Source organism: Microcystis sp. LE18-22.4A (assembly GCF_027531105.1).
Taxonomy (GTDB): Bacteria; Cyanobacteriota; Cyanobacteriia; order Cyanobacteriales; family Microcystaceae; genus Microcystis; species Microcystis aeruginosa.
The window spans coordinates 1-17,431 of the sequence record NZ_JAPZRB010000189.1; the positions used below are offsets into that span (position 1 = coordinate 1).

The window sequence follows — 17,431 nt, forward strand, 5'->3', positions numbered from 1 at the left end:
TAGGGCATACCGGAACCTTTGGGCTCGATCCAATAAACGCTTGGGGAGAGAATACCTCTACTTTTTCAGAAGCAATTCTGTCTAAGCAAGTAATCTCTGTGAACCAAGAATCCCCGTCTCTTTAGAGCGGGGAGTGTCAAATCGGTAAACGCTGAATATCTCGGTTAGAACCAATCACCACCATGGCTAAATCCTTGTATAATCTTTCTTGGGGATTGGGGTTAATCTTGAATTTTTCCGCATTACCGACAGCGACAATATTTAACCCATAACGATTACGAATTTCTAACTCTGCTAGGGTTTTACCGTGAAAAGCTTCCGGGACTTTTAACTCGACAATACTATGTTCAGGATCGAGATCAAATCGTTCTAAAATTGATGGTCTAGTTAAACGGTGCGCTAACTCACAACCAGCATCGTATTCGGGAAAAACTACTAAATCTGCACCAACTTTTTTGAGTAATTTTCCATGGATTTCTGTGGAGGCTTTAGCGGCGACAAAATTAACCCCCGCTTCCTTACAATTGAGAGTAGTAATGATACTTTCTTCCACGTATTTACCAATAGCGACAATCACCGTATCGGTTTCAAAAATTCCCGCTTCTCGCAGGGCGTTAGGTTTGGTAGAATCAAGCTCGATCGCATTATCTACTATTCGATCGGATAACGCTTGTGCTACTAATCCTTCGTCAATATCTGTCGCTACTACTTGATAACCTTGTTTGCGTAAGGTTTCACAGACGGCGCGCCCAAATCTGCCTAATCCGATGACGGCAAATTGACGATTTTGGGGACGCATACTACTAAAAAATTTAATTGATTGCATAATTTGAAGTTAAACTGTTACGCATTTAAAATGCTAGTGTCAATGAGTGAGGAGACAGGAGAAACTGATAACTGATAACTGATATTAATTATCCCACTAAAAGGTTTTCTTCGGGGTAATTAATAACTGTTGGTTTCGGATCGCCGATGATAGCCGCTATTAAAAGTATAACTCCCACCCGTCCCAGATACATCATAAAAACAATAATTAACTTAGAAATCGGCGATAAAGCGGCGGTTATACCCATAGATAGTCCGACAGTTCCAAAGGCAGAAACTACCTCAAAAAACAGTTGAATCATTTGAAAATCTGTCTCCACAAATGAGATAGCTAGGGTGGAGACAATAATCGCTATAACCGAACCAAAAACCACCGCCATTGACTTTAAAATTAACGGCATAGGAATGCGTCTTTGATAAAGAGTCACTTCTTCACGACCTCTTAAAACCGAGCGGGTACAGTTATATAAAATCCTAAAAGTTGTGGTTTTAATACCGCCGCCTGTACCGCTAGGACTGGCTCCTATAAACATGAGAGCCATGGTAATTGATAAACCTTCTACGGAAATTTTACCGATATCAATGGTATTAAATCCTGCTGTTCTCGATGTTACCGATTGGAACCAAGCGGCCAGCAATTTATCTTTAATTGATAAATTAGCCAAAGTGTCACCATTTCCCTGTTCAGTAAATAAAAAAGCCAATGTTCCCATCACTAATAAAAATATAGTTGTACTGATAGCAACTTTATAGTTAAGAGAAAAAACAAAGCCTTTTCTTTTATATCGAAAGCGGTGAATAGACCAAGTATAAAACTCGATAATTACTTGATAACCGATACCTCCAAAAATGATCAATCCTGTGATAGCTAAGTTAATAATAATTGAGGATTGATAGGACATCAAGTTATCTTTAAACAAGCCAAAACCAGCATTATTCCAAGCACTAATACTATGGAATAAAGATAACCACACCGCATATCTAAAATCATACTTTTGGGCGAAGACAGTTAACATAACCAAAGTTGCTGTTAACTCAAAAACTAGAGTAGTAGCAATCACTGATTTCATTAAACTTTGACTACCTTGTAGGAAAGGTCGATCAAAGGATTCTTGAATCGCTAACTTCTGTCTCAGGTCAAATTTTCGCCCAACTAATAACATTAAAAAAGTGGTAGTGGTCATATATCCCAAACCCCCCACTTGCACTAATAAAGCAATAAATAATTGACCCCAAAAAGAAAAATAAGTACCCGTATCTACTACTGCTAAACCCGTAACACAGACAGCAGAAGTGGAGGTAAAGAGGGCAACAATTGGGTCATTCCAAGTGCCGCTAGTGGTAGAAACAGGCAACATCAACAGGGAAGTTCCCGCTAAAATTACCGCAATAAATCCCAAGCAAATTGTCCGGGCAATCGTCATATAAATTCCTTAGTGAAAGTAGCTAAGAGAAGATTGTTTTTTGGCTAACACTTCTTGATAAACTAACTGTAAGCGATCGATATTTTTGCTGAGACTGTAAGAGTCTAAAACTCTTTGACGGGCTTTTTGTCCGAAAATTGTTGTTAATTCGGGATGATCTCGTAATACGGGCAAGAGAGTTTTTAATTGGGTAATTAGTCCTTTAGTATCTAGAACTATTCCCGCACCTTTTAACACTTCCCCATCGGCCCCCACATCCGTAGCCAGACAAGCAACACCGCAGGCCATCGCTTCTAAGAGGGAAATCGATAAACCTTCCACTAATGAGGGTAAAATAAAGCCGTCAACCCCGCGCAAAATTTCAATTCGTTTATTTTCATCGCCGATAAAACCTAACCAGATAATACCATCTTCTTCTCCATAAAAAGGTTTAAGGGAAGGAGTTAACGGACCATCGCCCACAATGAGCAGTTTGCATCTATCACCTAAACTGGTTTTTTTCCAAGCTTTCAATAAAGATTCTACATTTTTCTCCGGCATGATCCGACCGAGATAAACAAATAAACAATCGGCATTATATTGAGCTTTAATATTCGAGGGTCCTGGACAATACTTATTAACATCAACCCCATTGGGAATAATTGCTAATTTTTCTTCGGGAACTCCCAATTTAACTAAAAAATCCCGTTGAGAGGTGGAAAAAATAATTACTTTATCGTAATTAGCTAAAAAAGGGGCGTGTAGTTGGTAGGTTAATAATTGGGTACTAGAGATGAGATTGCGAATTTTACTATCAAAAGCCGGGTGAAAAGTCGCCACCAGAGGCAAATCTAAAGACTCACAAATTTCCGGTAGCAGAAAATCGAGGGGAGACAGGGGTAAGGACGCATGAACTAGATCGGGTTTCAGTTCCCTGAGTTTATCCTGTAGAACCCGACTCGATTTCAGGGTGGGAATAGTATAGACTTGGGAACTATAGAGACGTGGCAGGGTGATTTCGTCGTAAAAGTCGGGCCAATCGCTGACAGTGGGTTTTTCGGAAGAAAAATGCAGAAAACTGACTTGATAATCTCGATCGAGCAGGGAATTAGTCACTTCTCGCCCATAGGTAACGTTACCGCAAAAAGGAGATTTTTTTCCTAACCAGGCAATGTGCATTGAGATTCTCTTAAGAAAAAGTTAATTTAGCCAAATATCAGCTTACTAAATTAGCCGTAAAATTAAAAGCTAATAGAGTACCTAAGCAAAATTAATTACCCATCTAAGTCCTCAGCTAAAAATTGCCTTTTGCAAGAGTGCCTATTTGATAGTTAAAATTCTCGGCTTTTTACTGATTCACCGAGGACTTGCGACGACGACAGCGTTCTGAACAGTATTTGACCTCATGCCAACAGTTTTGCCACTTTTTGCGCCAAGTAAAGGATAAACCGCAAACGGGACAAATTTTACTGGGAAGATCGGACTTCGAGACCTGACGTGCCATGATTAAACTTAAAAAGTCAAAAACTGCGCCTTATCTATGAGTGTAGATGAAAATAATCAGAGTTCCCCACTTGATCGCCTGAGAATTATTTTGGTTGAACCAGCCGGAGCCTTAAATGTGGGTTCCACTGCCAGAATTATGCGGAATATGGGCTTAAGTCGCTTAATTATCGTCAATCCTGCCTGTGATATCCTGGGAGAAGAAGCGCGACGCATGGCAGTACACGGGATTGAAGTCCTAGAAAACTGTTCACGGGTAGCCACCCTTGGGGAAGCTTTGCAGGGTTGTCATCGCATCATTGCCACCACCTCGAAACCCCGTCACCTGAATACTCCCCTCGAAACACCCCGGGCCGCCTTACCCTGGTTACTCACCCCTAACCTAGAATCGGCCTTAATTTTTGGTCCAGAAGACCGGGGTTTAAGTAACAGCGAACTGAACCACGCCCAGCGTTTTGTCGGTATTCCCGCTAATCCTCAATATTCCTCCCTCAATCTCGCCCAAGCGGTGGCGGTTTGCTCCTACGAACTGTACCAAATGGCGACGGAAAATAGGCTCGAACCCCGGTTAGAAACGCCCCCTAATGCCACTTTTGAGGCTCTAGAAGGCTATTATCAGCACTTGGAGAGCTTTTTGCTCAAAATTGGCTATCTTTACCCCCACACCGCCGCCGCTAGGATGGAGAAATTCCGGCAATTTTATCATCGGGCCCGGCCCACGGTGGAGGAATTAGCCCTGCTGCGGGGTATTATCGGTCATATTGAAAGTATCGGGCAACTTTTTCTCGGTCTTGATAGTCTCAAGGGCAAGAAAAAAAATTCTCCTAGCGATCGATAATAAATCTGGATACCCTTGAGGAAAACCGTGACTCGTCAAGTAACTCGTCGTCCTACTAAAGTCCAATCTGGCCCTGGGTCCCCTAGGGCCATGGACTTAAACAACAAAAAAAAGTCTTTACCGGTTAAAAGGGCAAAAAAACAGCGTAAAACTAACCTAATCGCCTCTTTTCTCCTTCAGCTTCTTCGCTTCTCTATCCTTGGTGTCGGTTTAGGTGCGATCGCTGGTACGGTTTTAACCGTGGTGGATCCGAGCAAATTACCTCTACACCCAAAACCCACCACTACCAATCCCCCGACTCCCCAACCCGTCACCCCAAAACCGACCACGTTAGTTTTCAACGAAAATCTCAGCAGCCTCAACCAGAAATTACAGGCTTTAGCGGTCAAATATCCGAAATTACAGGCGGGAGCTTTATTTATTGACCTCGATAACGGTGCTTACGCTAATTTTCGCGGAGATACTATTTTTGCCGCCGCTAGTACGATTAAAATCCCGATTCTGGTGGCCTTTTTTGAGGATGTGGATGCGGGAAAAATTCGTCTCGATGAACCCCTTGTGGCCACTAAGGATGTCATGGCCAGTGGGTCCGGGGATATGCAGTATCTAGGAGCGAATAAAACCTATACTGCCCTAGAAACCGCCACTAAAATGAACGTAATTAGCGATAATACCGCTACTAATATGTTAATTAAGCGCATGGGCGGCAAAAAGGCTCTTAATCAGCGTTTTCAAGCTTGGGGTTTGACCAGTACGGTAATTAATAACGCTTTACCAGACTTGGAAGGAACCAATACCACAAGTCCGAGAGATTTGGTGACAATCTTAGGAAAAGTTAATCAAGGGGAATTACTTAGTTTACGTTCCCGCGATCGTCTATTGAATATTATGCAGGAAACGCGCACTCGCACCCTGCTGCCGCAAGGTATCGAGAAATCCGCCGATATTGCCCATAAAACCGGTGATATTGGCTCGATGTTAGCGGATGCGGGGATTATTGATATGCCCAACGGGAAACGCTATCTAGGAGCAGTGATGGTCAAACGTCCCCACAATGATAGTAACGCTAGGACTCTGATTCAACAAATATCGCGCACGGCCTACCAACACTTTAAATGGTATCAAACTCAACCCGCAGCCAAACCGCAACCGGTCGCCCAATCTTCTCCCTCTCCTAGTCCGGTCGTTATTCCTGGTCCGGGTAATTAGGGTTTGCGGCAAAAAGTTTTTCGTGGGGGTAGGGTGTGGGGTGTGGGGTGTGGGGTGTGGGGTGTGGGGTGTGGGGTTTTACCCATTTTCAGGTGGTCAATTACCTAATTTTCAGGGAAAAAGTCCAGGAATTTTGCCCCCGATCCCCGCAATGGCTGGCACTTTTTGAGGGAAAAAAAGTCTAAAAGTCTTATCCAACAAGGTTTTTAGATTTATTAAGCAAACCCTAATTAGCCCCTAGGTTAAATTATTGGCTAAAAGACGGGCCAATTGTTCGGCATTTGCCCGGGGGGAAAGACGAGGAAGGATTTTTTCCCCCGTGGCCAGTTTTTGACAGAGGACGGGGATTTCGTACTGATAAGCGTTAAACCAATCCTCTCGACTGGTAATGTCCCTAATTTCTAACTGCCACTCCGGTTGACGGATTTTTTCTAGTTTCTCTAGCAACCCTTCGCAAAGATGACAGTCCGGTTTACTGTATAAAATTAGTTCTATGGTAGTCATAAATATTTATGTTCATTACCTCCACGATTAGTCTCTCATCAACAATTCTACAAACTCCCACACCCACAACGACTTTAAATAATAATTTAGTTAATTCAGGTACTCAAGATCTAGTCTATATCGGTGTGTTTCTTCTGGCAATTACCCTAGTCATTGTTATTGGTATTATCAATCAAAAAATTGAATACGCTCTCATTTTTGCCGCCACTCTCACTGTTATTTTAATTGCTTTCTTCTGGTTTTTATAAGTCCTTCAAGCAAGGAGATTGAGGGCAAACCCCCCTTAATAAAGCTTGACGGATTTCGTTGATTCACCTTCACCAAATTGTTAAGTAATTCGATTTCAGACTTGACAAAAATCTCCCTAGGACCGAGCGGAAGATTAAGGGGTGCATCCCACATTTGCGGAAATACCGACAATCAGCAATTATCAGTGACTCTTAAATTGGTACAAAAATATGAACAATCGCGTGTAAGCATCCCACCGAAAAACTAATGCGCGGTAGGGTTGATTCATGAATCAACCCTACTATGAATCAACCCTACCCCGTTGGGGGGTTCTACCCCCCAAAAGCTTGGATTGAGTGATAAAACCGAAAGTAACGCCCGATTTTAGCAGAGAGTTTCCCCTTAAAAATCCCCACTTAGTAGATTTACAAAAATGAGATGCACCCCAAGCAAAACGATCGGACTTATAATATAATTGTATTGATTGTGGCTTCTTGCTAGAATCACCCCAAATTGACTCAATGGGTTTATAAACGATGACAACCCTAGATATTGCTACCGATATTGTCTGTCCTCCCACCGATTTATGGAGTGATGAACCACCCTTGGAAAGTGATCTGCATTTACAACAAATTATTTTATTATTATCTTGTCTTGATTGGCTCTGGCAAGATAGAAACGATTACTATGCCTCGGGCAATTTGACTATTTATTATAACGAAAGACAACTGAAACAGCGAGATTTTTGTGGACCAGATTTTTTCGTGGTTTTAGATACAGAGAAACGTCCCAGGAAAAGTTGGGTTGTCTGGGGAGAAGGGGGTAAATATCCCAATTTAATCATCGAAATTCTCTCCGATTCCACCGCTAATGTGGACAGAAAAGCCAAAAAGGAACTATATCAGCATACTTTCCGGACTCCTGAATATTTTTGGTTTGATCCTAATACTTTAGAATGGCAAGGATTCACTTTAATCGAGGGACAATACCAACCGATTACCCCCAATGAAAACGGTTATTTATGGAGTAAGCAACTAGGATTATATTTAGGAATTTTTGCCAATAAATTGCGCTATTTCACCGAATCAGGTGAATTGGTTCCCACCCCTCAAGAGTCGGCCCGACAGGAAAGATTAGCCAAAGAACGGGAAAGATTAGCCAAAGAACAGGAAAGATTAGCCAAAGAAAGAGAACAACAACGGGCGGAAAAATTAGCCCAAAAGCTGCGAGAATTGGGCATTAATCCCGATGAAATTGCTTAAATATCCGGTTGGGGGTGTTAGGGTGGAAACCACGGCGCAATTTTTCCTTAATTGCTAGGCATTAAGATGAGTAATCCGAAACTCTGATTCTAGCCTAGAAATCATGGCAAAATCTCCACACTGATGTTACAATAATGACCAAGGGCAACAATCTTCAAATATAATTAATGCCATGGTGCAAAAAATAGCTTTTTTTAATCATAAAGGTGGAGTGAGCAAAACTACAACCACTTTTAACCTTGGTTGGATGCTTGCTGAGAAGGGCAAAAGAGTAATTATTGTCGATACCGATCCCCAATGTAACTTAACTGGTATGGCTTTGACTAATGAAAGTGAAGATAGGGAGGAAAGACTACAAGCCATCTACAATACTTACTCTAATATTAAAACAGCTTTAGCACCTGCTTTTGAGTCTCAACCGAGATTAATCGAAGCTGTGGACTGTATTCCTATTGATGGTCGTGATGACTTATTTTTACTGCCTGGTCATGTGGGGTTAGCTGAATATGAAGTTACCCTAGGTATTGCTCAAGAACTTAGTGGGTCAATTCAGGCTTTAAAAAATCTCCCCGGTGCGATTACATATTTATTAGACAAAACTGCCGAAAGATTTCAAGCTGACTATATTTTAATCGATATGAGTCCCAGTTTGGGGTCAATCAATCAAAATATACTGATGACCAGCAACTTTTTTATTGTGCCAACCACAGCGGATTTTTTCTCGGTTATGGCTATCGATTCTTTAACTAAAATCTTGCCTAAGTGGCACCAATGGGCTAAGGCAGCTAGTGCTTTACCAATTCTCAAAACCGCCAACTATCCCTTCCCCGAAGTTAACCTACATTTTTTGGGAACTATTGTTCAGAACTATCGAATTATTCGTGGAAAAGAAACAAAAGCCTTTGAAAACTGGATTAACACAATCGAGGAAAATATCGGCAATAAAATGATTCCAGCCCTAGGAAAAAATGGCATGATGCTACCGAAATTTATCTACGATCAGAATGGTGTACCAGACTGCTGTACTCTAGTAAAAATTCCTAATTTTAATAGTCTTATTGCCTTATCTCAAGAGCATCAAATGCCTGTTTTTGCGCTAACTGCTGAACAATTGAAATCAGCTAAGTGGCAGGGTAAAGTGTTAGGTAAAGCCCAAGAAAAACAAGAGGACTTTAAAAAGATTTTTTCTGACTTAGCAGACAAAGTTATCGGTCTTACCTCCGAGATTTATGCAGTTAGCCATTGAACAATTTCGCCTTAGTCTTGCCCGCGTTCGTGACTTGATCGCTATCCACAATTCCCTCAAATCTCAGACTACTTCCGCCCTAGATGTATCGGATATCCTCAGAGCCGCTTTAGTCCTGACTGTGAGCGCTTTAGATTATTATATTCACGAAGTGGTTACTCTAGGAATGCTAGAAATTTATCGAGGCCAACGTTCAGAACCTTCTCCCACTCCTAACAGTTCTCAATCTGCCTTTTCTCGTTTTCAAGTCTCCTTGAATGGCGCACGACAAGAACGATTGATAGCTATTAGTATTGGCTCTTGGTTAGAGAACGAAATTCAACAAAACTACGGTTCTTTTTTTGATCAAGAATCTCGCTCAATTTCCGAGGTACTACCAATGATTGAAAATCTCCTCACCAACAAACTTAATAGTAATTATTGGCTAGAGACTGAAATTAGAGAAAAACTCAGCTATGAAAGCTATCAACAACCGGACAAGATAGCGGAGGCCATTAGACTAATTTCAGCCAAGAAATTGTGGGAAGAAGTGGCCAGCAAACTAAATAAACCAGCCAAAGATATTAAAAGCCAACTTAGCGCAATTGTTGAGCGAAGGAACCAAATCGCCCATGAAGCTGATATAGACCCGAGTTATGGCATTGGCAGTCGCTGGAATATCGATGAAAATATGGTTAATGATGCCGTTAACTTTATAGAACAGCTTGTTGAAAATATCCATCAGGTACTTGAGGACATCCACTAGCCGAGAATTTCCCCAGCAGTCTAGTTATAAATACTTATAATTTCTCAGGGAATTATAACAATTATTAAATAATGTGTAGTTTTGTATACTGATGTCAAGAACTTAGCTACAATATGAAGTGGCGTAAGATATATAGAGATTAGCTAGTGAGTCGGCATCAAGACAGTCAAACTGACGGGAAACGAGAAGAAACACAGTTCACTCCTTACAGTGCAGCAGCGATCGCTCAAGAATACCGTTACAAACCTTGGCAATTGTTCGGTCGCGCTTTCGTGATTATTTGGTCTTTAGGATTATTTCTCCTCAGTCTCCTCTGGGACAAATGGACAAAGCAAGAAGAAGCCAATAAATACCAGCGTGCCAGCGAACTTAGGCAAATTCTCACCCGTTTGGGTCCCACCTTCATCAAAGTCGGTCAAGCTCTCTCTACCCGTCCCGACCTCGTTCGCAGAGACTTTTTAGACGAATTAGTTAAACTGCAAGACCAACTTCCCCCCTTCGATAACGACATCGCTTTTGCCATTATCGAGACAGAATTGGGAATGTCCGTAGAAAAAGCCTATCGAGAAATATCCCCCACCCCGGTAGCTGCCGCTAGTTTAGGACAGGTTTACAAAGCGATACTCCCCACCGGTGAAGAAGTAGCCGTTAAAGTGCAACGGCCCGGGCTGCGGGCGCTTTTAAGCCTCGATTTATACCTAATGCGCTGGGCCGCCCAAAAATTCGGTCGTTTATTACCCCTCAATCTCGGCCACGACCTCACCCTGATTGTCGATGAATTCGGCACCAAACTCTTTGAGGAAATCGACTATCAAAACGAAGGTCGCAACGCTGAAAAATTCGCCACCAACTTCCAAAATAACCCCGAAGTTAAAGTTCCCAGTATCTACTGGCGTTATAGTGGTCGCCGCGTCCTCACCCTGGAATGGATTGATGGCTATAAACTCACCGATACCGAGAACATCAAAGCTTTAGGATTAGACCCCAATAATATCGTTAAAATCGGCGTCACCTCCGGATTACAGCAACTCCTCGAACACGGCTTTTTTCACGCTGATCCCCACCCGGGTAATCTTTTCGCCACTTTTGATGGTCGCATGGCCTATATCGATTTTGGCATGATGGACCAGTTAGAGGAGGAAACTAAAGAAACCCTCGCTAGTTGCGTCGTCGATTTAATTAACAAAGACTACGAAAACCTGGCCAGCAACTTTGTCAAACTGGGATTTTTAACCCCAGAAACGGATATAAAACCTATTATTCCAGCGCTAGAACGAGTTTTAGGCAATGCCATCGGTCAAAGGGTCGGTGACTTCAATTTCCGCACCATTACCGATGATTTCTCCGAATTGATGTACGAGTATCCCTTCCGGATTCCCGCCAAATTTGCCCTGATTATTCGTTCCCTCGTCACCCAAGAAGGGGCAGCCCTCACCCTCGATCCTAACTTCAAAATCGTCCAAGTGGCCTATCCCTACGTTGCTAAACGTCTCCTGACAGGGGAATCGCCCCAACTGCGGCGGCGTTTATTGGATGTGCTGTTCAAAGACGGTAAATTCCAGTGGCAACGCCTAGAAAACATGATTACAATGGCTCGCTCGGAAAGTAACTTCGATTTACTGCCCACCGCACAATTAGGCATCACTTTTCTTCTCTCGGAAGAAGGTCGTTATCTGCGTCGTCAATTGCTATTAGCTTTAACGGAAGATGACCGTCTCCATACTGCCGAAGTGCAACGTCTCTGGGGTTTAATTCAAGGAGAATTGCAACCGCGGCGACTCTTGGATGTGGCCATGAGCGCTTTTCGGGAATTATCGTCCCAAGGTGTGGCCGCTGTCCTTCCGCGAGAAACCAGTTCGCGTTAAAGTGTTTAAGGTCATCATCGCTTAATCACTTTTTCTATGGATTATTATTTTCTGCCCCAACCGCCCTATTTTCTAGTTTTTGCCGGTTTATTTATCGGTATTACCTGCGGGGCCGCTTTTGAAGCTAGTCTCAAGCAAGTGGTTAACAATTGGTATAAAAATAAGGGTTCAGACGATCAAAATCTTTTAAAATCTAGTTCCTTACAAATTCCTTTTATCGGTATTTGTGTAGGAATCTGTCTTTTCCTGGCCTCGGGATTAGATATATTTATTCTCAATGGTTGGGTTGCCTACGCTATCTCTCTCCCGATGACTATCTTTATCGGTGGTTTGGTTTGGAGTCAGTTAGGGGAATTATTAGGCCAATTACAGCGCGGCGGTTCTAAAGAAATTGACCTCGATTATCGGGGATAATTAGCAGACAGCAAACATTTAGGACTAAGCGAATAGGTGTTAGCAGATAGGAAAAATCAACTACCCCACAACTAACACCAAACCCCTAGTTAGGGTTGGCTGAATAAATCTAAAAACCTTGTTGGATAAGGTCTTTAGACTTTTTTTCCCTCAAAAAGTGCCGACCATTGGAGTGATTGGGGGGAAAATTCCGGGACTTTTTCCCTGAAAATTAGGTAATTGACCACCTGAAAATGGGTAAAACCCCACACCCCACACCCCACACCCTACACCCTACCCCCACGAAAAACTTTTTGCCGCAAACCCTAGTTATACCCAATTTCACAGCTATTTTGGCCCGCAATTTTAGATGCAAAAACCTTTAGCATGGCATTGGCGATCGCTTCCTCTGCATCAGCGCACCGGTTCCGAGGTTTTTGCCTGCTTATTCTCCCAAGATGCGATCGCTACTTTACTAGAAAGTCCCTATCCGGGTAATTCCCTCTCCCGTTACTCTCTTTGTGCTGGTTCCCCGCGTCAGCTTTGGACCCCCGCACTAGGGGAAATTTTGCCCTTTTTAAGCAGTTTACTCCCCCAAACTCGATCTGATGTTCTTCCCGATCATCTTCCTTTCCATGGTGGTTGGTTGGGGTGGTTAGGCTACGATTTAGCTTGGGAAATAGAAAAATTACCCGACAGGAAAGCTGATACTCTCCCTTTTCCCGTCGCTTATTGGTATGAACCGGATAGTTTTGCCATTCTCGATCACCAAGCACAAATTCTCTGGTTAGCTGCCAGCAAACCCGAAGATTTAGATAAATACGAACAATCTTTAAGCAATCAACCGGATTTTGAGTTTATCGATCCTCGTCCCTCTCCCTTAATCTTTTATACTTCTCAACTCGACTACGAAAAAGCTGTTAAAAAAGCCTTAGATTATATCAGAAAAGGCGATATTTTTCAAGCAAATTTATCCCTAAGATTTCAAAGCACAACTAGGGCAAAAGGATGGCAAATTTATCGCAGTTTACAACAGATTAACCCTTCTCCTTTTGCCAGTTATTGGCGCACCCCTTGGGGAGAAATGATTAGTTGTTCTCCCGAAAGATTGGTGAAATTAGAAAGAGGAATAGCCAGCACTAGACCGATCGCTGGAACTCGTCCCCGGGGTAAAACCGAGGCACTCGATCGACAATTGGCCGAGGAACTATTAACTAATAAAAAAGAGCGGGCCGAGCATATTATGCTAGTGGATCTAGAACGCAATGATCTGGGTAGAGTTTGTGAATGGGGATCGGTTGATGTGGATGAATTACTGACGATCGAGCGTTATAGTCATGTTATGCACTTGGTCAGTAATGTTCAAGGAAAATTAGATAAAAAGTATCATGCTATTGATTTAATTAAAGCTCTTTTCCCCGGGGGAACAATTACCGGTTGTCCGAAAGTTCGTTGTCTAGAAATTATCGAAGAATTGGAACCGGTGCGACGCAATTTATTCTATGGTTCCTGTGGCTATATTGACCTACGAGGTCATTTAGATTTGAATATTCTCATCCGTACCCTATTAATGACCGCTCAGGGGGATTTAAACACCGTTTGGGGACAAGTGGGAGCGGGAATAGTTGCCGATAGTGATCCCGAAAAAGAATGGTTAGAATCCCTTCATAAAGCTGAGGCACAATTAATCGCTTTACGTTCTTTTTAATTTTTGATTTCAACAAACTCACCTAAGTAGGTAGGCATTAAAAATTATCAGATGCCCCCCTTATTAAGGGGTGACTAAGGGGGGATCGGCACCCCCCTTATCAAGGGGGGCAGGGGGGATCGAACCTAAAATCCATGTTTAATTTAATTATAACCAGCTACCTATTGTTGCATCTAAAACCGCTCTTTTTACTTTTTACCTTATCTGCTATTTTGTAGGATAGCTTCCGATCTTGAACCCTATTCATGAATCAAATTTCTATCGCTGTTACTTTTTTTCTTAGTTTAGTCTTGACCTCGCTTCCCTTTTTACTTTTCGGGACGGCCGTTTCCAGTTTTTTGCTGGTTTTCGTCAATAAACAGCGATTAGCGGCGATATTTCCCCGTAATCGAGTCTTAGGAGCGATCGTTGGCAGTGCCATCGGATTAATCCTACCGGTCGGACAATACGGCACGATTCCCGTCGCTAGAAGATTCTTATTAGAGGGAGTACCCCCAGGGGTGGTGTTTAGCTTTCTCACCGCTGCACCTACCCTAAATATCGTCACTCTTTGGCTAACTTGGCAGACTTTCAGCTATTCTAGTATTTTCTTCTATCGATCGCTTTCGGTCTGGTTAATGGCAATTGTTATCGGCACTCTCTTTAGTTTCTATCGGGAAAAACCCCGCACCGATAGCGAAATTCCCCTAGAATCGAGTTTAGTTCTTTCCGGGAGTTTTTTACCAGAGGAAGCAGCCAGTCAACCCCTACAAAGAGTCGGCAGTCTTGTTTATGAGTATAAAACTAGAGATAGGCAAGCTTGGCCAATTTCTGTGCAGTTATTTCTCGATAACTTTATCGATGAAGCACTGGAATTAGGGGGATTATTAATCATTGGCTGTGCGATATCTAGTGTCTTTCAGCTATTATTACCTCAGAGTCAATTAATTGCCTGGGGGAATAGTCCCGTTACTCAAATTCTCGTGCAGTTGTTCTTTGGTTTCACCCTCGCTGTTAATGCCAGTCTTAGCACTTTTGTCCCCGGTTCTTTAATTACTAATCTGTCCGTGGGTTCCACTCTAGCTTTTTTACTGGTCGCTTCCCTCATTGATATTAAAGCTTTTATCCTCCTCCTATCAGCTTTCCGTGCTAAAATCGTCCTTTATTTCGGAATTTTATGCCTGTTAATGAGTTTTTTAGTGGCTCTGATCCTCAGTTTTTATCTAGGTTGAATTCCTTCCGGGTCAAAAAAATTTTCTCTTGACAAAAGCTCCTTGACATGATATTATATTCATAATGGGAAAGCCTTGCGCCTACAAGCCCTATTTTCCAATGGTCTTAACTATGATTTATGTGATTATGTGATTGACTAGGATTCGTTCATTCAATCAATCTTCATCTCTAATCCACTAGGGTTAGGCATTTACTTTTCAGCAAATCCTAACTAGCTCCCTAATCATAGTCCATCATTCAATCATTCCAATCATAGTTAAGACAGCATCCTCAGATAATTCTGATAAACGGTTTGGGTATAGGGATGATTTTCCCCTAATACTTGGGTAGCAATCTTAATCGCTTCTCGATAGAGAGGTTCTACTTTGCTTAAGATTTGGGAACTCCATAAAGATGATGATCCTGTTGATTAGCAATATCTATAGGCAACCCAACCTACGTTCATCTTATATTGAATTACACCCACCTACTTAGAGGTTCAATAAGCATCTTTTCGATGAATACTACTCAATATGATAATCAGCATTTCTTGATCTTGAATTTTGTAAATGATGCGATAATCCCCTATTCTAATTCGGTAGGTTTCATCATATCCTTTGAGTTTCTTGACTCCGCTAGGACGAGGTGTATCGGTAAGTAGTCTAATGACAGTAATTAAGCGTTCGCGTTGTTGTTTGGGTAAGTTGTTTAGTTGTTTTTGAACGGGTTTCGGAATAATAACTCTGTAGTTCACGCTTGAGTTGCCTCATATTCTTCGAGGGTTAGATAGTCTCCTGCTTGATAAGCTGATTCAGAAGCGATTATGTTAGCTTGCTCTTCTTCTGTAATTTCTATTGCAGTATGTCGTTCTTTGATAAAGAGCAAAAAGTCAAGTAATTCAGTCAAAAGGGTGTCAGGTGTCTGCTCGATTTCTTTAATTAGTTGTTCTTTGAGTGTCATAGCTTTATCAGTCATCAGTCATCAGTAATCAGTAATCAGTAATCAGTTATCAGTAATCAGTTATCAGTTATCAGGCTCTTCTGGTTTCTGTGTGGAAACGAGGTCTATACTGATAATTTCTTCCGCAAAATAGTCCTAAAAGTTTTGCCCAATAAGCACTTCAGGATTCCATAAGCAAAAATTATCACACAAAGTCGAGAAGAGCCGTTATCAGTTATCAGTTATCAGTTATCAGTGATTAATTCAATCATAGTCTATCATTCAATCATTCCAATCATAGTCGATGATTGGTGGTGCGTTACGACGGATTGTTAGCTTGAAGTCAAAGCGTAAATTTTTGCCGTCTAACGCACCCTACTAGACTGTTTCAACTAAAATAGGGCAATAGATTTCGGCTTAAAATCTTAGATTATAGAATTTATAGCATTTTTCTAATACACCAAATTAGCTGAAACAGTCCAGTAGGGCTAATTCATGAATTAGCCCTACAATAGGCTACGTTTTTCTGGATGTTGTCAAAATTTCTCTTGACAAAAGCCCCTTGACATGATATTATATTCATAATGGAAAATCCGTGCGCCTACAAGCCCTATTTTCCCAAGCATTTAAACTCTAACTCATCTTAATTCTGCTTGCCGGAGTTATGGTGATAAGAAAGGATTATCGAAGAAAGGCAGTACACTATAGGCCACTACCGATTACACCAGGTGCAATGTAGGGGCGCAAACATTGCGCCCAAAATTTAACCCGTTTAGTTGTCCTGTTTATTTGACTTGTTAGATTTAGCTAGGTTGTGCTTGAAGAAAGCACCAAATCCTAATACACCTAAGCCGAAAATTGTGCTAGGTTCGGGAACGGATACAGATTGGGAGACGGTAAGGTTTAATTCCCCTGTATTATCGGCGAAGATATCGTCGTTAATTCCTAATTGAAGTTGAGTTGCACCCACTGGAATGGAAACTGTACGTCCTAACCCAATAGCAAAAGGTGTACCGATGATGGCTCCAGTTGCATCAGCAAACGTACCTACTAGCTGATTTAGGTAAGTATCCCAATCAGCCGTCATATATTTGCTGGGAAACCCTAATCCGCTACTCCCCCCAAAGCCATTTGTGGTGTATGAGCCGAAATAACCTTTTGCCTCTACTTCAGGAGAACCTCCAAAAGCATTGGTCTTCCCGTTGAGATAATTAATTGTCAGAGCATTTCCGGCGGCAAAATCTAACCCAGAACTGCTATTGATTGTACTTGGAGCTATGTTATCCTTCACTCCATATTGATAAGCTGTATTCAGAGTCGTATTATCCCAAAGCCAAGGAGCAGCTTTGCTGTTAACGGTCACCGGAATTGTAATAGTTGCCGCTTGTACTCCACTGGCGATGGAAAGACTGATAAGTATTAGCCCCCCCCCAACGGAGTTTTTGATTAGTTTTGCTAATGTCACAAATAAATGCCCCCTAAAAAATATTGCTGAGCTTGCAATTACGCCATAACTTACCAAAAATGACAAGCGTTGTCAAGTGTGAAGATAATCGCGCGTCAGAGCGGACT

Annotated in this window: 18 protein-coding genes; 10 read left to right on the forward strand and 8 right to left on the reverse strand. The window is 42.0% G+C overall.

Annotation, left to right across the window (positions count from 1 at the left end; genetic code table 11):
- Window positions 1-136: 136 nt before the first annotated feature.
- From O9295_RS08235 to O9295_RS08250, 4 genes are all read right to left on the reverse strand, one after another.
- The gene (locus O9295_RS08235; protein ID WP_079210125.1) at window positions 137-826 is read right to left on the reverse strand and encodes a potassium channel family protein; all 690 of its coding nucleotides are present in this window, start codon (window positions 824-826) and stop codon (window positions 137-139) included.
- 88 nt (window positions 827-914) lie between these two features.
- Complete coding sequence (locus tag O9295_RS08240) at window positions 915-2,249, reverse strand: TrkH family potassium uptake protein (RefSeq protein WP_288032635.1); 1,335 nt, start codon at window positions 2,247-2,249, stop codon at window positions 915-917.
- A gap of 9 nt (window positions 2,250-2,258) precedes the next feature.
- On the reverse strand, window positions 2,259-3,407 hold the full coding sequence (locus tag O9295_RS08245) for a glycosyltransferase family 4 protein (RefSeq protein ID WP_147072712.1): 1,149 nt from the start codon (window positions 3,405-3,407) through the stop codon (window positions 2,259-2,261).
- Between the two features lie 169 nt (window positions 3,408-3,576).
- Complete coding sequence (locus tag O9295_RS08250) at window positions 3,577-3,732, reverse strand: DUF2256 domain-containing protein (protein WP_190718840.1); 156 nt, start codon at window positions 3,730-3,732, stop codon at window positions 3,577-3,579.
- A gap of 36 nt (window positions 3,733-3,768) precedes the next feature.
- Between O9295_RS08250 and O9295_RS08255 the strand changes: the two genes are divergently transcribed.
- Together O9295_RS08255 and O9295_RS08260 are read left to right on the forward strand one after the other, a co-directional pair.
- Complete coding sequence (locus O9295_RS08255) at window positions 3,769-4,569, forward strand: RNA methyltransferase (protein ID WP_147072710.1); 801 nt, start codon at window positions 3,769-3,771, stop codon at window positions 4,567-4,569.
- Between the two features lie 27 nt (window positions 4,570-4,596).
- Window positions 4,597-5,778: a serine hydrolase gene (locus tag O9295_RS08260; RefSeq protein WP_147072708.1), complete on the forward strand. Its 1,182-nt coding sequence runs from the start codon at window positions 4,597-4,599 to the stop codon at window positions 5,776-5,778.
- 237 nt (window positions 5,779-6,015) lie between these two features.
- Here O9295_RS08260 and O9295_RS08265 read toward each other — a convergent pair whose 3' ends face one another.
- Complete coding sequence (locus O9295_RS08265) at window positions 6,016-6,282, reverse strand: glutaredoxin family protein (RefSeq protein WP_002750529.1); 267 nt, start codon at window positions 6,280-6,282, stop codon at window positions 6,016-6,018.
- Between the two features lie 8 nt (window positions 6,283-6,290).
- Between O9295_RS08265 and O9295_RS08270 the strand changes: the two genes are divergently transcribed.
- The 8 genes from O9295_RS08270 (at window position 6,291) to O9295_RS08305 (ending at window position 14,940) form a co-directional block, all read left to right on the forward strand.
- The gene (locus O9295_RS08270) at window positions 6,291-6,530 is read left to right on the forward strand and encodes a hypothetical protein (protein WP_272080536.1); all 240 of its coding nucleotides are present in this window, start codon (window positions 6,291-6,293) and stop codon (window positions 6,528-6,530) included.
- A gap of 516 nt (window positions 6,531-7,046) precedes the next feature.
- A complete protein-coding gene (locus tag O9295_RS08275; RefSeq protein ID WP_004162223.1) occupies window positions 7,047-7,772 on the forward strand; it encodes a Uma2 family endonuclease in 726 nt (241 codons plus the stop codon).
- A 172-nt stretch (window positions 7,773-7,944) separates the two neighbouring features.
- Window positions 7,945-9,018: a ParA family protein gene (locus O9295_RS08280; protein ID WP_147070345.1), complete on the forward strand. Its 1,074-nt coding sequence runs from the start codon at window positions 7,945-7,947 to the stop codon at window positions 9,016-9,018.
- The gene (locus tag O9295_RS08285) at window positions 9,002-9,763 is read left to right on the forward strand and encodes a HEPN domain-containing protein (protein WP_288032636.1); all 762 of its coding nucleotides are present in this window, start codon (window positions 9,002-9,004) and stop codon (window positions 9,761-9,763) included. Before O9295_RS08280 ends, O9295_RS08285 begins: the two co-directional genes overlap by 17 nt.
- Window positions 9,764-9,909: 146 nt before the next feature.
- Window positions 9,910-11,628 carry an ABC1 kinase family protein gene (locus O9295_RS08290; RefSeq protein ID WP_288032637.1) on the forward strand — a complete coding sequence of 573 codons (1,719 nt, stop codon included), beginning with the start codon at window positions 9,910-9,912 and terminating at the stop codon, window positions 11,626-11,628.
- A gap of 36 nt (window positions 11,629-11,664) precedes the next feature.
- Window positions 11,665-12,042: a hypothetical protein gene (locus O9295_RS08295; protein ID WP_002734118.1), complete on the forward strand. Its 378-nt coding sequence runs from the start codon at window positions 11,665-11,667 to the stop codon at window positions 12,040-12,042.
- Between the two features lie 349 nt (window positions 12,043-12,391).
- Window positions 12,392-13,729 carry an anthranilate synthase component I gene (locus tag O9295_RS08300; protein ID WP_288032639.1) on the forward strand — a complete coding sequence of 446 codons (1,338 nt, stop codon included), beginning with the start codon at window positions 12,392-12,394 and terminating at the stop codon, window positions 13,727-13,729.
- Window positions 13,730-13,974: 245 nt separating this feature from the next.
- On the forward strand, window positions 13,975-14,940 hold the full coding sequence (locus O9295_RS08305; protein ID WP_288032640.1) for a permease: 966 nt from the start codon (window positions 13,975-13,977) through the stop codon (window positions 14,938-14,940).
- Window positions 14,941-15,419: 479 nt separating this feature from the next.
- Here the strand turns inward: O9295_RS08305 and O9295_RS08310 are convergent, their stop codons facing one another.
- From O9295_RS08310 to O9295_RS08320, 3 genes are all read right to left on the reverse strand, one after another.
- Entirely contained in the window at window positions 15,420-15,674 is a 255-nt protein-coding gene (locus O9295_RS08310) for a type II toxin-antitoxin system RelE family toxin (RefSeq protein ID WP_147070355.1), read from the reverse strand.
- Complete coding sequence (locus O9295_RS08315; protein WP_002760925.1) at window positions 15,671-15,880, reverse strand: hypothetical protein; 210 nt, start codon at window positions 15,878-15,880, stop codon at window positions 15,671-15,673. Before O9295_RS08315 ends, O9295_RS08310 begins: the two co-directional genes overlap by 4 nt.
- A gap of 751 nt (window positions 15,881-16,631) precedes the next feature.
- On the reverse strand, window positions 16,632-17,324 hold the full coding sequence (locus O9295_RS08320; RefSeq protein ID WP_288032641.1) for a PEP-CTERM sorting domain-containing protein: 693 nt from the start codon (window positions 17,322-17,324) through the stop codon (window positions 16,632-16,634).
- Window positions 17,325-17,431 lie beyond the last annotated feature (107 nt).

Coding starts and splice junctions, on each gene's coding strand:
- O9295_RS08240 (WP_288032635.1), bottom strand. CDS start 2,249: ATGACGATTGCCCGGACAATTTGCTTGGGATTTATTGCGGTAATTTTA.
- O9295_RS08280 (WP_147070345.1), top strand. CDS start 7,945: ATGGTGCAAAAAATAGCTTTTTTTAATCATAAAGGTGGAGTGAGCAAA.
- O9295_RS08270 (WP_272080536.1), top strand. CDS start 6,291: ATGTTCATTACCTCCACGATTAGTCTCTCATCAACAATTCTACAAACT.
- O9295_RS08265 (WP_002750529.1), bottom strand. CDS start 6,282: ATGACTACCATAGAACTAATTTTATACAGTAAACCGGACTGTCATCTT.
- O9295_RS08315 (WP_002760925.1), bottom strand. CDS start 15,880: ATGACACTCAAAGAACAACTAATTAAAGAAATCGAGCAGACACCTGAC.
- O9295_RS08305 (WP_288032640.1), top strand. CDS start 13,975: ATGAATCAAATTTCTATCGCTGTTACTTTTTTTCTTAGTTTAGTCTTG.
- O9295_RS08245 (WP_147072712.1), bottom strand. CDS start 3,407: ATGCACATTGCCTGGTTAGGAAAAAAATCTCCTTTTTGCGGTAACGTT.
- O9295_RS08275 (WP_004162223.1), top strand. CDS start 7,047: ATGACAACCCTAGATATTGCTACCGATATTGTCTGTCCTCCCACCGAT.
- O9295_RS08285 (WP_288032636.1), top strand. CDS start 9,002: ATGCAGTTAGCCATTGAACAATTTCGCCTTAGTCTTGCCCGCGTTCGT.
- O9295_RS08295 (WP_002734118.1), top strand. CDS start 11,665: ATGGATTATTATTTTCTGCCCCAACCGCCCTATTTTCTAGTTTTTGCC.
- O9295_RS08255 (WP_147072710.1), top strand. CDS start 3,769: ATGAGTGTAGATGAAAATAATCAGAGTTCCCCACTTGATCGCCTGAGA.
- O9295_RS08300 (WP_288032639.1), top strand. CDS start 12,392: ATGCAAAAACCTTTAGCATGGCATTGGCGATCGCTTCCTCTGCATCAG.
- O9295_RS08250 (WP_190718840.1), bottom strand. CDS start 3,732: ATGGCACGTCAGGTCTCGAAGTCCGATCTTCCCAGTAAAATTTGTCCC.
- O9295_RS08235 (WP_079210125.1), bottom strand. CDS start 826: ATGCAATCAATTAAATTTTTTAGTAGTATGCGTCCCCAAAATCGTCAA.